The sequence below is a fragment of the Nitrosopumilus sp. b3 genome (genome assembly GCF_014078525.1).
In the GTDB taxonomy this organism is placed as follows: domain Archaea; phylum Thermoproteota; class Nitrososphaeria; order Nitrososphaerales; family Nitrosopumilaceae; genus Nitrosopumilus.
In genome coordinates this window covers 191,215-204,276 of record NZ_MU078694.1, presented here as the reverse complement: position 1 = coordinate 204,276, position 13,062 = coordinate 191,215, and the positions used below count along the sequence as shown (strand labels likewise).

21 protein-coding genes are annotated in these 13,062 nt (G+C 33.4%); 7 read left to right on the top strand and 14 right to left on the bottom strand.

What is annotated here, in order from left to right; all coding sequences use genetic code 11:
* Positions 1 to 66 precede the first annotated feature (66 nt).
* Positions 67 to 255, bottom strand: a complete 189-nt coding sequence (locus C6990_RS03110) for a hypothetical protein (RefSeq protein ID WP_182128288.1) — start codon at positions 253 to 255, stop codon at positions 67 to 69.
* 121 nt (positions 256 to 376) lie between these two features.
* Entirely contained in the window at positions 377 to 577 is a 201-nt protein-coding gene (locus tag C6990_RS03105; RefSeq protein ID WP_182128286.1) for a hypothetical protein, read from the bottom strand.
* Between the two features lie 126 nt (positions 578 to 703).
* Between C6990_RS03105 and C6990_RS03100 the strand changes: the two genes are divergently transcribed.
* Positions 704 to 913, top strand: a complete 210-nt coding sequence (locus tag C6990_RS03100) for a hypothetical protein (RefSeq protein WP_182128284.1) — start codon at positions 704 to 706, stop codon at positions 911 to 913.
* Between the two features lie 38 nt (positions 914 to 951).
* On the opposite strand, the gene C6990_RS03095 is transcribed toward C6990_RS03100, so the two are convergent.
* The gene (locus C6990_RS03095; RefSeq protein ID WP_182129064.1) at positions 952 to 1,821 is read right to left on the bottom strand and encodes a PfkB family carbohydrate kinase; all 870 of its coding nucleotides are present in this window, start codon (positions 1,819 to 1,821) and stop codon (positions 952 to 954) included.
* Between the two features lie 337 nt (positions 1,822 to 2,158).
* Between C6990_RS03095 and C6990_RS03090 the strand changes: the two genes are divergently transcribed.
* Positions 2,159 to 2,602, top strand: a complete 444-nt coding sequence (locus C6990_RS03090) for a hypothetical protein (RefSeq protein WP_182128282.1) — start codon at positions 2,159 to 2,161, stop codon at positions 2,600 to 2,602.
* A 37-nt stretch (positions 2,603 to 2,639) separates the two neighbouring features.
* Here the strand turns inward: C6990_RS03090 and C6990_RS03085 are convergent, their stop codons facing one another.
* Positions 2,640 to 3,497, bottom strand: coding sequence for a TrmB family transcriptional regulator (locus C6990_RS03085; protein ID WP_182128280.1), 858 nt, complete (start codon positions 3,495 to 3,497; stop codon positions 2,640 to 2,642).
* Positions 3,498 to 3,662: 165 nt separating this feature from the next.
* Here C6990_RS03085 and C6990_RS03080 point away from each other — a divergent pair, with 165 nt between their 5' ends.
* Positions 3,663 to 3,950 (top strand): 30S ribosomal protein S26e, encoded by a 288-nt coding sequence (locus C6990_RS03080; RefSeq protein ID WP_182128279.1) that lies wholly within the window; start codon positions 3,663 to 3,665, stop codon positions 3,948 to 3,950.
* 2 nt (positions 3,951 to 3,952) lie between these two features.
* On the opposite strand, the gene C6990_RS03075 is transcribed toward C6990_RS03080, so the two are convergent.
* From C6990_RS03075 to C6990_RS10960, 6 genes are all read right to left on the bottom strand, one after another.
* The gene (locus tag C6990_RS03075; RefSeq protein WP_182128278.1) at positions 3,953 to 4,525 is read right to left on the bottom strand and encodes a CDP-alcohol phosphatidyltransferase family protein; all 573 of its coding nucleotides are present in this window, start codon (positions 4,523 to 4,525) and stop codon (positions 3,953 to 3,955) included.
* A 147-nt stretch (positions 4,526 to 4,672) separates the two neighbouring features.
* Positions 4,673 to 4,831 carry a hypothetical protein gene (locus tag C6990_RS03070; protein WP_182128277.1) on the bottom strand — a complete coding sequence of 53 codons (159 nt, stop codon included), beginning with the start codon at positions 4,829 to 4,831 and terminating at the stop codon, positions 4,673 to 4,675.
* Positions 4,832 to 5,121: 290 nt separating this feature from the next.
* Entirely contained in the window at positions 5,122 to 5,997 is an 876-nt protein-coding gene (speB, locus tag C6990_RS03065; RefSeq protein ID WP_182128276.1) for an agmatinase, read from the bottom strand.
* Between the two features lie 3 nt (positions 5,998 to 6,000).
* Complete coding sequence (locus tag C6990_RS03060) at positions 6,001 to 7,863, bottom strand: threonine--tRNA ligase (RefSeq protein ID WP_182128275.1); 1,863 nt, start codon at positions 7,861 to 7,863, stop codon at positions 6,001 to 6,003.
* A 113-nt stretch (positions 7,864 to 7,976) separates the two neighbouring features.
* Positions 7,977 to 8,492 carry a dihydrofolate reductase family protein gene (locus C6990_RS03055; protein ID WP_182128274.1) on the bottom strand — a complete coding sequence of 172 codons (516 nt, stop codon included), beginning with the start codon at positions 8,490 to 8,492 and terminating at the stop codon, positions 7,977 to 7,979.
* Between the two features lie 78 nt (positions 8,493 to 8,570).
* A complete protein-coding gene (locus tag C6990_RS10960; RefSeq protein WP_255465149.1) occupies positions 8,571 to 8,705 on the bottom strand; it encodes a hypothetical protein in 135 nt (44 codons plus the stop codon).
* A 210-nt stretch (positions 8,706 to 8,915) separates the two neighbouring features.
* On the opposite strand from C6990_RS10960, the gene C6990_RS03050 reads away from it, so the two are divergent.
* Entirely contained in the window at positions 8,916 to 9,326 is a 411-nt protein-coding gene (locus C6990_RS03050) for a hypothetical protein (protein ID WP_182128273.1), read from the top strand.
* Between the two features lie 279 nt (positions 9,327 to 9,605).
* Complete coding sequence (locus C6990_RS03045; protein ID WP_182128272.1) at positions 9,606 to 9,782, top strand: hypothetical protein; 177 nt, start codon at positions 9,606 to 9,608, stop codon at positions 9,780 to 9,782.
* Positions 9,783 to 9,815: 33 nt separating this feature from the next.
* Here the strand turns inward: C6990_RS03045 and C6990_RS03040 are convergent, their stop codons facing one another.
* Complete coding sequence (locus C6990_RS03040; protein WP_182128271.1) at positions 9,816 to 10,445, bottom strand: hypothetical protein; 630 nt, start codon at positions 10,443 to 10,445, stop codon at positions 9,816 to 9,818.
* A gap of 76 nt (positions 10,446 to 10,521) precedes the next feature.
* Positions 10,522 to 10,857: a hypothetical protein gene (locus C6990_RS03035; RefSeq protein WP_182128270.1), complete on the bottom strand. Its 336-nt coding sequence runs from the start codon at positions 10,855 to 10,857 to the stop codon at positions 10,522 to 10,524.
* Between the two features lie 107 nt (positions 10,858 to 10,964).
* Here C6990_RS03035 and speY point away from each other — a divergent pair, with 107 nt between their 5' ends.
* A complete protein-coding gene (gene speY / locus C6990_RS03030) occupies positions 10,965 to 12,032 on the top strand; it encodes a homospermidine biosynthesis protein (RefSeq protein WP_182128269.1) in 1,068 nt (355 codons plus the stop codon).
* 5 nt (positions 12,033 to 12,037) lie between these two features.
* Here speY and C6990_RS03025 read toward each other — a convergent pair whose 3' ends face one another.
* On the bottom strand, positions 12,038 to 12,250 hold the full coding sequence (locus tag C6990_RS03025; protein WP_182128268.1) for a hypothetical protein: 213 nt from the start codon (positions 12,248 to 12,250) through the stop codon (positions 12,038 to 12,040).
* Positions 12,251 to 12,371: 121 nt separating this feature from the next.
* Between C6990_RS03025 and C6990_RS03020 the strand changes: the two genes are divergently transcribed.
* On the top strand, positions 12,372 to 12,683 hold the full coding sequence (locus C6990_RS03020; RefSeq protein ID WP_182128267.1) for a MarR family transcriptional regulator: 312 nt from the start codon (positions 12,372 to 12,374) through the stop codon (positions 12,681 to 12,683).
* On the opposite strand, the gene C6990_RS03015 is transcribed toward C6990_RS03020, so the two are convergent.
* Positions 12,665 to 13,051: a cyclophilin-like fold protein gene (locus C6990_RS03015; RefSeq protein ID WP_182128266.1), complete on the bottom strand. Its 387-nt coding sequence runs from the start codon at positions 13,049 to 13,051 to the stop codon at positions 12,665 to 12,667. The genes C6990_RS03020 and C6990_RS03015 overlap by 19 nt on opposite strands.
* Positions 13,052 to 13,062: the final 11 nt, after the last annotated feature.

Sequence of the window (13,062 nt, the reverse complement as noted above, 5' to 3'; positions counted from 1 at the left end):
GAAACAATCAATTCAGTAGAATAAAAGAATAATGTCTACTCTGGTCACTCAATAACCATGATTTTTTTACGGATTAAAATATCCCAGTCGCCATTGCTGCTTTTGTTCATCAGTGCCAAATGCATTGATAGATTTTTCAAAACATTCAATCCTATCTAACCCAGCATCAAATAACCGCTTACAGTCATTTATTGAGAGCTGTAAATGGTTCTGATCTCGAATGGATGTGACATCTTGATAATTAGAATTACCCATTATCCCAATAATTATTGCAATGATTATCACAATAATTATGATAATGAAATTATTCAGTGGATTTCACCAATTTTCTGGAAACATGTCGAACTTAAGCATGTTGAAATTTAATAATTAAAAATCAAAAACCATCTCTAGTGCATCCACATTTTACATAAACTACCTTGAATTCTCCATCAGATTTCACATTATGAGACATTGGTTTTCTACAGTGTTGACACTCTACGAATCCATGATACTCTTCAACTTTAATCATCTTGTATTTCCAAGATTTTGTTTCTTCATCCCAATATACGGAATTAATTTCAGAGGGATTTTCCATAATTCTGATATAGTTATTTTTCAATATTTGTCTTTGTTGGTTTTCAAAAATTCAAGACGATAGAATAACACAATTGAGAGACTGTAAAACAATAGGCTTAAGTTTAAAAATTTGCTGAGCAAGCATATGGATATTTCTTCAAAAAAATTACCAATAATTTTAATCATAGTTCTTTTAGGAGTTTTGATGTTTCAGATTGTTACAAATAATGCAGATAGAAAGTACATCGATGCAGAAACATGTGAAATTTGGGTTGAAGACTCTTTAACTAAAAAACCAAGATACCTAAATGAGTTTGATCAAAAATGCCTTGATTTTAAAAATTTGAATCCATAAAAATTTTTAACAAAATACAGAGATATTTAGGAAAAAAATTATAGATTTCGGAATTTTATCAAGTTGTAAAAATACACCGCATTGTTTTGAATAATGCCTTTTGAAGGTATTTTTTGCAATCCAATATTTTTCGAATCAAGTGCAGCTTGAGCAGCACCGCCTGCAAATGAGAGTGCCCACAAGAAATCCTTTTCCTTAAGAAGTGTACAAGCAAAGGTAGCACAAAAAATATCTCCAATTCCGGTAGTATCATGAATATTTTTGTTTGGAAGGGTAATAGAGTAGATTTTGTCTTTTACTAAAAGAGATACATCAGTCTTATTGGTCAAGAGTACGTGTTCAATTCCTTTTTTTTGCAGTGCCAACATCATTTCATCATGAGTTCCGTTGACAAGACATTTTCCTTCTTCAGGATTTATCTTGATGGCATTGACTCCAGATAAATCAAGATCAGTATTTTTTAAAATAATGTTGTTTTGAGCATCTTTTTCTCTCAAAAATCCTTGAGGATCAATAAAGAGAAAATTTGAGTCATTTTTAATTTTGTTAAAAACATCATTTGTTATTTCATGATATATCGGACTTACAAGATGACCATCGGCATCCACAGATGAATAATCTATAGCATCACACTCATTTTCAAGTTTGAGGGTTCTGTCTGAACCAGAAATACTGATTGAGAATTTCGTAGTGTTTTTTTCTGATTCTGAATTTATAAAATTTATTTTATTTTCAGTGAGATATTGTTTTGGGAAATCAGAACCAAATTTGGTAAACAAATCGACATCAAATTTGAACTGTTTTGCAGTTATACCACAATAACAAGCTGAGCCCCCAATTTGTTCATAGTTTGACCCATCTAAAGAAATAGTATCAATTGCACAATGTGCAAATACTGCCAATTTCATTTTTTTATTTTTAGAGATATGAGATTTAGTTTTTTGCATTTTTTTTGTTATGGCATTCTTTGCAAATAATCAAACCCTTTTCTACAACTAATTCAACGCCTGACCTAAAGCAGTTATGACAAAGCCCATGCATCACTATCATTAGAAATAACGCGATCTAGAATTAAAACATGGATCAATTTTGTACATAATTTGGGATATTTTCAAGAGTTTTTGATTGTAAAATATTACAAACATTCTCTTAATTGAAAATATCCCCTAGATCTAGAATTGTCTATGAAGAAAGAATCAGATTTTCAAATTAAACAAAATAAAGAATACAATAGGAGTAGGGGATTTGGGTAGCATTATAATTTATTTTATTGTAGGAATGGTAATTTTGACAACATCATCTTTGGCTTTCGGAGCAAGCATCTCAACACCTCTTTCATTCAATTTGATTGGTGCAAGCGATAATGTAGAAGTACCAGCTCCAAGTGTAAACATCACATCAATTGATTTCATTCAAGAGGTTGCAGAAAATGGAGTTATTGAAACAGACGCAATAAATTTTTCAATAGGTAATGAAGATACTGTAAATTCTCATTCGTATGAAGTTTGTCTAGTTATGGAAGGCCCAATTGGTGTCTTCAATCCATCATCAGGAAGTACTCCTGCATGCACGACAACATCATCCATTCCAGCAAACAGTATTGTCACCAATCAGCTAATCTCAACAACAAATGCAACTACAATCAATGATCTGCTCAACATTAGTGTGTCAGTTGAAGAATTGTCATAAATTAAAAATCTAGAAATGGTTTTATAAAAATAAATTATTATTTTAGGTTTATTGGAGTTGACACTTCCCACAAAAATTGACAAAGCTTTGAAATGTTATGTGTCATTTCTGTTGCGTCAGTGCATAGTGAAATATCAGAACTTTCATCCATAAAGTCATGGGCGTTTGTAGAATCAGACATGAACATTTGTTTATTTTCAAAAGCTAAAATTCTCCCATTTGATGGCAGTTTTCCAATCTTTACTTCGGTAGCATTTAGCCGTTTAATGTATGGAATCATTTTTTTCTCATCAGAATTTGTTATTACAAATACCTTACCGCCATTTTGTATTGATAGTTTAATTTTTTCAGGGATATCACTATGATACATTCGAATGATATCTTTGATAGATGTAACAATATAGACAACGCCTTTGGAATGTTCTATCGACATGCCGATACTAGAATAGACATTGTTTAATCCCTGAATCACACGAAATGTTGGAATTGATGTTCCCAAAGGTGCAGCTACCACACTTTCAATTTTTTCTATGATCTCTTTTTTAGATTTATTTATTTTGTCTATCTCTTTTTTCTTTTTATGCAGGACTAGTTCAATAGCATTTTGAGGCTCCGTTGCGATACATAGTTTTGGGCTGGACAGGGTCATTGAAACAAATCCTGAATTTACTAAATCATCAATAATTCTGTAGATTTTGTTTCGGTCAATTTTCATCTCTTTTGCCAATGCACCAGTAGTAGTTGGCCCCACTCTCAGCAAATTCATGTAAATCTGTCCTGCCTGAAAATCCAATCCAAGCATAGAAGAGAATTCCAAGCTCACATCGTTGATATGCTCAATCATTCCCAGTTCATCCTTTTTGAAATTTTTGGGATTTAGATCCTGCTTCTGCATTGATTTTACTAGGGATTTTGTATTAATACCAATCAAGGTGATCAAAATGATCAATCGTGAGCATCTATTCTCAATGTTTAGTAATTCTCAGAATTATCAATCAATTCCCCAATCAGGCATTATTTTTGTCCACAAGAATATAAGTAGGCAAAATTGTTTATTTTCATGCCACTTAAGCGTGCAAGTAGGGGACGTACTAAAGGAGGAAAAGGATCATCGGGTACAGTTCAATGTACAAACTGTGGTCAAACAGTTCCAAAAGACAAAGCAAAAAAAGTTACATCCAAATTAAATTTGGTAGAACATACATTAGCAAAAGAACTACGTGCGCAAGGTGCATACATCGCTTCCCCAACAGTTCTGAAATGGTATTGTATTTCATGTGCAATTCACTTTAAAATTCTAAAAATTAGATCAGAAGACAACAGAAGAAAACGTGGAAAACTTCGTTAGAATTATTCTGAAATATTTTTTGCAGTAAAAATCATTCTTTGAATTAGAGTAACCCCTGCAATGATTACAACAATTGCAATTGCAATATCCATAAAACCAATTATTCCAACAATGGCAATTACCAATAATCTTTCAGCTCTTTCACCAATACCGATTCCTTGAAGCTTTATTCCTATTGCATCAGATTTTGCTCGAGCATAACTTACCAATAATGATAACGTAATTGCAAGTAATACAAGGTAAGGTTCTGCGTAACCACCAACTAAAATTCCTAAAAATATTGCAACTTCGGCAATTTTATCAAACATTGAATCAAGATATGAGCCTTTTTTTGAAGTTTTTCCAGTAACTCTAGCAACCTGACCGTCAACCATATCAAAGAATCCTGAAACAAGTAACAGCAGACCTCCAATTATTAATCCAAATTCAATTCCAAGACCATAAACTATTGCTGAAATTAATGCAATTACCAGACCAACAACAGTCCAAAAATTTGGAGACAAGCCTGTTGATGCAAATCCTTTACCAATTTTTTCAAGTGTTGGTCGAAGTGTTTCTCTTAGATTATTTAGCACGGTATAATCCGGCAAACCTCACTGTTATTAACAGTACGATTTCTAATGAACTATTAATCGAGCGTGAATTATTGACAAAGAAGTACTTTCTTAATTTTCAATATGCTCATATGAGAAAATTTCTAACCCACATACCCGATATCCAGGTTATGGGAATCTACCTTCGTTGATCAATTCTTTGTATATTGCGGATTCAAGACGGGTTTGTTCTGAACCACATTTACTACACATACTTGTTTCATCAGGATCTTCTTTCATTTTCTTCTCACATTCTACACATTTGTGGATACCTTTTTTGAATCCCATATCCAAATTTTTTCTAATCTAGATAATAACTATAGCTGAAACTCTTGATTTTTGAGGAATTTCAAAAAAATGGAATCACTTTATTCCAAAAATAAATGGTTATTCGGCTAATTTCTTAATTTCTTTTTTTAGTTCTTCCATCATGGATTCATCAAATGAGTCCATTACTTGACTGAATAATTCATGCATGAACTACATTGAAATTAATTTACTCATAAGAGAGAGTTTGTTCAGATTAGACAGGACAATACAGTGCTTTTCTCAATATCATAACCAAATAAAATAAAACATTATTGATTTGGGGAAAGATTCATGGCAATCAATGTGGAAATTATTTTTGCTGCAAGTGATGCAGTAGAACCATTGTCATGATAGGGATTCAATTCTACAATGTCTGCTCCAATCACCTTTGTTTCTTGGAGGGAATGAATCATGTCAAACAATTCCCTGGAGGTAATTCCCACTGCCTCAGGATTGCCAACTCCTGGAGCAAAAGCAGGATCAAGAACATCAAGATCAAAACTAGAATAAATTACATCAAAAGTAGATACATAGTCTTTTACCAGTTGCGGTCCTTTTCCATCCCTAATTTCCCTGTCAGAGATTGTTTTGATATTATTTTCTTTAAGAAATTCCAATTCTTCTTTAACAAATGCTCTGGCACCAACATGTAAAATATTATCAGGTCCTCTCTCTTCTACAATACGCCTAAGGTAGGATGCATGACTTAGTTTGATATCAGCAAATTCATCTCGCAAATCATAATGAGCATCAAATACGATGTAGCCTGTTTCTTTTGGAAAACTTGTGTATGTACCAAAAGTAATAGAGTGCTCACCACCTAAAACGAAGAGCTGACGTTGTTTTGCAACAAGTTCAGTCGTAATTTTCTTTACCATATCAATCATTTCAGATGCAACAACAGTGTGTCGAGTATTTCCAAGATCCTCAATGTTCACAGTCTCTAAATTCACTTGAAGATCAGGATGAAATATCTCAATGTTGTTAAATGAATCACGAATTGCATCAGGCCCAAATCTACAACCAGGTTTGTAAGAATGAGTGGAATCAAAAGGAACGCCAAAGATAGTAGCTACAGGTTCAGTGTCGTCATCAGAAGAGGTGATGAGTGGATTCCTGTTCATGTATAAATCAAAAAAACTCATTTTTTACACCATTAGTTGAGGTCTCTTTGAGAGGTATTTTGGCAAATTCAAACCAGTGAAAGGCTTTCCTTTTGTTTGTTCATTTATTTCATTTAGAAAATCATCAAAAGATATTTCGCGTACGTCACCTGTTTTTCTATCACGGATGCTAAGGTTTTGGGAATTTGCTTCTTTTTGACCAATTACCAAAATGTATCGAATCCATTCTTTTTCTGCTTCACGAATTCTTTTACCAATACTTTCATTTCTATCATCAATATCCACACGAATATTATTTACAGCCAATTTTTCACATAATTTTTTACAAAACTCATCGAATTCAGTATTAAGTGGAATGATTCTCACTTGTGTAGGAGCCAGCCATAATGGAAATTGAGGTTTTCTCCCTTCCTTGGAGTCTTTTGCAGCCTTTTCAAGTAGTGCATAAATGATTCGCTCAATTGCACCACTAGGGGAATTGTGTAAAATTATGGGGTGTTGTGGTGAATTTTTCTCATCAATGAATTCAATTCCATATCTATTTCCATTTTCCACATCAATCTGATCTGTAGAGAGCGCAGATGCTTTTCCTAGCCCATCAACAAAATTAAATTCCCATTTTAAAACAAAATAAAAGAATTTTTCTGTCCACATTTCAACTAAGACTGGCTTTCCATGCTTCTTGACTAATTCTTCAACTGCAGTTTTGTTTTCATTGTAAAAATCTTCGGTGAATCTAATTGCCATATCATAATCATTTTCATCAATTCCGAGATTAGTTAATACACTTTGAGACAAATCAAACCTTACCTTAATTTCCTCAACTGCTTGCTCCATATCTTTACAAAAGGCATGGCAATCAGGCATGGTAAATGCTCTAAGACGTCTTAATCCAACAAGCTCGCCGGATTGTTCTCGTCTAAAACTATATCTTGTAAGTTCATACAATTTGTAAGGCAGATTCTTGTAAGACATCTGATATTGATTAGCCATTAGGAATTGTCCAAAACAAGCTGCAAATCTTAAAAATAATTTTTTACCTTCTGAATCAATGTTGTATTGTCGTGCAGGAAATCGATTAAAGTAACTAACCATACTTGGATGCTCAGAATCATACATGATTGGTGTTTCAACTTCATATCCACCATATTCTTTTACTCTATCAGTTACATAACGTTCAATCAGAGATTTTATCAATCGTCCATTAGGATAGAATCGCATGTTACCAGAATCAGAAGCTGGCTCATAATCTGCAATTCCCATTTTTTTCATTAATGCAACATGTGGAGGAGGTTCATCGACATGACGTTGTTTTGCTGATTCATATTTTGCTAATGATTCTAGTTTTTTGTGATTAGTAAAATCAAAATCTCCAATGTTTGACAGTGTTCCATCAGGAGACATTATCTTCCAGATAGATCTGATTTTTGATTCACCCTTTAATGCATCTGAAGTTAGTTCTTCAGTTTGTGTAGATGAATCTTTTGTTACTATTTTGGAGCTCTCAGCCAACGGGTGTCCCTTTACTTGAAGTTTGTAGGATTTAGTCCATCCAAATGGAGAATGAGAAACTTCAAGTTCAGATGCAGATAATTCCATCTCTTTTAGTAAAGAAATTGCAGTAGATGGTTTTGCAAGATTTGAACTAAGATGGGCATAGGGGTATAGCAATAGTTTTTTACAGCCAATTTTTTCCATAGAATTTTTTATTTGAGATATTGCATCTTGGGCTACAGAAGAGTCATCCCCTTCTTCTATTGCAACAAACACAACTACCAGTTCTTCTAATCTTTGAGTTTTAGGATTTTCAATGTCTTCAGCAGATTTGATCTCTTTTTTTGTTGGGGTGTACTCTATGCTGTCACAATGAAGTTGCAATATTCGCATATCTTTAAACGCTAAAGTTTAAGTTTAAAATTCTTGGGGTTTTAGGTTTACGAGGATTCAGCCACCAAATTTAGGAGTAATTTAGACGATATTAGAATACCTAGAGGTTTGAATCATTGAGGTTTTTTCAAAACTTTGTAGTGTAAATCAACTAATTGGTCATACTTTTCTGTTTTAACTAATTCGAGTTCCATCTTGTTTTTAATATTCTCGAACAAAGGAATTCCCTTGCCTAAAATTACAGGAATAGTAGTTGTGATTATTTCATCTACAACACCTAGATTAAGAAACGATGTGATGATTTTGGAACCTCCAACAAGCCAGATATTTTCTCCTGTTCCAGGGAAACCGTCTTTGACAAATTTTTCAAAATCAGACACAAATTGTACATCTTCATTGTTATTCTTACTAGTTCTAGTGAAAACAAATGATTTTTTGTTCTTGTAGGGGTATTCCCCAAACATCAATATTTGATCATACGTAGTTTTTCCCATAATCACAGTATCAATAGACTTGTAAAATGCATCATAACTTGATTCAGAAGATTCTGGAAGCCAATCAACATCACCATCTTCTCTGGCAATATATCCGTCTAAGCTTGATGCAATGTATAACAGAATTTTTGTCATAAGATTATCTAGAGTTTGTGCGTTATAATCGTAGATTCGATTTAGTAAAAACTCGAACTATTTTTTGAGAGAAAGACTCTATTTCTTAGTTTTTTGTGGTTTTGAATGTGCTTTAACCATATGTCTAATTGTTCTATCAGGATTAGTAAACTCCATATCACATATTCTGCAAACTAGGCCAGGTGTTTCAGGCTTTTTTTTGAATATATTCATGAAAACACGATAATCTGTGTCAATATTAACTATGATGTAATCAAAAGAGGGTCTTTTCGTGAAATCAGTATTACAAATGTAATCCTGAAAGACTTGATCTTTTTTGTGGAAAAGTTTGAGAAAAATGTGGAATTAGTATTGACTTGGCGTCATAGAATCATAAAAGATACAACTCATTTAGAATTAGCACCCTAACAAAGTGAATCACAAATGAATGAAACGACACAAACTCAAATCAATTTGGGTGATTACAACAAGCCACAGGAACAAACCAAAGCAGTAGGAATAGGGAAGATTTTAGGTAAAATCATCAACATCAAAGACTTTAGAACCAATAGAGGTAAGCCATCTCCATACACTCCAAAAGAGTCCATAGGAGATGATGGGTTGACAGATTACAATGTCATAGATACTGTAGAAACATTTGATGTGAATAATCAAATGGTGAGTTCATTTTTTGTAACACCTGCAATAGTTAAGCAAATTCAAAGAGTTCCAAACTACCAGTCAGAATTATCTTCTGGAAAGGTATTCGGACCATGTAAGATTGGGCAAAAAAAATCTGCAAAGACTAACGCAAATTATTGGTGTCTTCTTTTCCCAGGAGAAGAGGGCTACTAGTCTTTTTTATTTAAAATTAAAGATCATCCATGTCTAAATATTCAGATATTCATGAATGCCTGAAGTTAAAGGGATTTTTGGTAAAGAACAATCATACAGTATCTTTAATACATTAATCGGCATTAGTCAGTATTGACAAATCAATTATACTGTAATGTATGCCATAAGCTAAAATACCCCAGATTTGAAAAGCAACAAAAATGTGAATGTAAAAATGCCTAAAAATTTATTTCAAAATGCAATTCTTTAAGTTACCTAAAAAATATCAGAATCATAATAATGGCAGGATACCTTGGAAACAAATCAGACATGATAGTCCATGATTTAGCAAATATGATTCCAGATTGCCAAATCTACTATGTAAAAAAAGAGGATAAGACATACTTTGTTCCAGATAGTTTGGAAATAGCAATAAAAGAAAAATTTTCCCCTTGTCAACATTGCATAAAGCGTTAAACAGAATATTTTCTAATAAATAAAAAAAGAGGATTACTCCTCAATACTTATTTCACTTTCTAAAGAATCTAATTCCTCAACAGACATTACTGGTTCTACATGAACTACACCGTCTTGTGTTAATGGAATTCTAAATCCATTTTGCATGTTTTGTATTTTAGCCATTGACCAGTCAAGGACGAAATCTCCGGGTTGATCATAGATTGGGGCATAGTGACCTCTTAGAATTATTCTAAATGGCTCTCCACCATCCAAGGTTCCAGTTCCATGTAGTCTAAGTTTTCCGTCAACTGCCTTTCCTTTCAATTCTAAGGTAGCATGTCTGTTTTCTACAGCAATGTCAGCTATGGATTTTACTTTCCAAACTCCATTACCTTGATGAACAGCTTTTCCGGTAATGCCGATTTTTGAATCATATGCTTGTCCGCCTATGATTGCCCATCCATCAGTACCTCCTCTGAATTGAACTACAGCTTTGTCTACCGGGGATTCAGATGACACATCTAAAAATGCATCAGTCTTTTCAAGTGAAACTATATCTGGAACAATTCCAAAACTTGCATCTTCTGCAAACGCATTGGAAGTTCCAATTGTTCCAAAAACAAGTGCTGCAAGCACTGGTAGTGCTAATAGCAATGAATGTTTTTTGGTATTTTGTTTCATATGTGCAAAAAACAAAATTTTCTACTTAAGGAACAAGCAGAAATTATCAGTAAGAATACTCAGTAAAAATTTGAAATCAATCTAATTTTTCACGCAGACAAATTATTGAGCGTAAAACTAAAGCAGATATACCTAAATTAGAAATTAAAAAATCCTTAGTTCTTTTCAATGGATCATCCCCACGAAATCCCTCATCAAAAATCATTTCGACTGAACCCTTATCAGTCTCTACAAAAGAAGTAATTAGTGAAAAAGCACCTAATTTGTCATCATTCCGTTCTTTGTATAGACGTAATTCCACCTTAGAAATTACAAACTCGTCTTGAACAAAACTTCCTGAGGACATTAGTATTTCTACATCATCAGGAGATTTGTTGACTCTTTCAGGATTATACAGATCAATTATTTTCATTAGTATTATTTCAGATCATTCCTAATTAAGTAATGTTTGAATTAGAAGACAATTCAAAACGCAGCCTTTCCGCAAGTATTAATTAGAATAGAAAATTATTTTTCAAAGTGGACTCACATGAATTTCATGGTAAAGATATTCCTCACATTAAACTAGATCCAAATATGACCATAGAGGATTTAGTAGACGTCTTTGCAAGTACAGGATATAACGGAAGACAACTTGGAGATGCAGCTAAACTATATGCTCAGATGATTGAGGAAGATGCTACAATTTGCCTTACAGTTTCAGGAGCAATGACACCTGTTGGGTTTGGTGGAATAATCAAGACACTTATAGAAAGAGGTTTTGTGGACTGGATAATTACAACTGGTGCAAATGTATATCACGAAGATCATTTTGCATGGGGATTACCAGTAAAACAAGGAAGTTTTGATGTAGATGATATGAAATTGTATGAAAATGAAATCGTGAGAATTAGAGATGTCTATATTAAATTTAATGAAACTTTAGAGGCAGAAGATAAGCTAATTCAAAATATGTTTGGGGATGATTTCCCAGACAAGCCATTTACAACTGCAGAATTTTGTAATTTGATGGGGAAGATAAGTAAGGAAAAATCAAAATACCCTGAAAAAAGTTTTGTCACATCAGCGTACGAATATGATGTTCCAGTTTACATATCTACAATAAAGGATTCATCACTGGCCTTGAATTTAGCAGTTCATAGACTAAAAGACAAAATTTACAATTTAGATTTTGTAAGGGAGATTATAGAGCAGGCAGCCATTCTTTATGATTCAAAAAAATCAGGAATTTTAGAGCTGGGCGGAGGAGTTCCAAAAAATACTGCTCAGCAAACAGGCCCATTACTTGATCAAATTCTTAAAAGAAACGATGGTGGCCAAGATTACATTATTCAAATTACTGATGCTCGTCCTGATACTGGGGGATTGTCAGGTGCAACACTACAAGAAGGAAAAAGTTGGGGCAAAGTTCAGGACGCACATAACGGAATGGTTACAGTATATGCAGATGCAACAATTGCATTTCCCATTCTTGCATTGTATGTATTAAGTAACCAGAAAAAAAGAGAGCCAAAAAGACTCTATAAGAAATTAGACAAATTATATGAAAAACTCAAAGAGGATTATTCTAAAAGTCCTTCAAATTAACAAAGCTAAAATTTATCAAATCTTGCACGTTCAAGATCACGATCGTCTTTAGATTCTTTTTTCCACTCTTTATAGTGTTCTTTGCAAAGCACTGTTTTTTTACCTGGTGAGTTTACTCTAAGACCAGCATTTTCCACCTTTGTAGTGTTTAAAGAACGAGCACCGTCTTGATCACATCCTTCAACATTGCATTTAGCACCTTTAGATACAATACCCATAGTTAATGAAAGACAAGATGTTATTTATACTTGAAATAAATTTAGATTTTTTCAAATTAATTAGAATTCCACTCAGTAAAATTCTTCATCGTTTATAAGAGGAATATTTTTTTCTAGATTTATGGGTGGAGCAAAAAAGCCAACAGCTGCAAGTAAAGACAAATCAGCAGGAAGTAAGGATACTAAAAAGAGCAAAAAAGACAAAGGCGAAAGTGGCCCAAAGAAAGCAGAGATTACAGTTAAGGTTAACGAACAGCAAGCCATGAAAATTATTCAAAATTCCAAAGTGGTTACAGTTCAAGATCTTGCAAGACAAACAGGTGTCAAAATTTCTGCAGCAAATGCATTTCTAAAAAATTCTGCAATTAAAGGAACTGTGAAAAGAGTTGGCGGTTATTCAGGACATCATTTGTATCAAGCAGTTTCCTCATAGATACACAGTATATCTCCAGATTTAACATTCTTTAGCACATCAATATCGTCACGTAATTTTCCAATAGGAGTCATAGTTTTTCCAGAAACAACATCGTTTAGGAAAAAGCAAACACTCCCTGAAGATGATAAGAATGCCACATCACCTTTTTTGAATTCGGATCTTGCCCTCTCTGTTCCAGAGTCAACATTAGTTTCAAAATACAAAATACTTTTTCCCAAAAAATGAGCATTTCCTTCCAATGGCAAAGATCTCATTATTGTCCCAACAGTGCGCGGAGACAAATGACGTTTTAGATCACACGAGATTTTTGCCTTTCCACGAACTTCTAAAATTAGTTGTTTTCTGGAAACAGAAGATGCGCTCAATTCGTACTTTA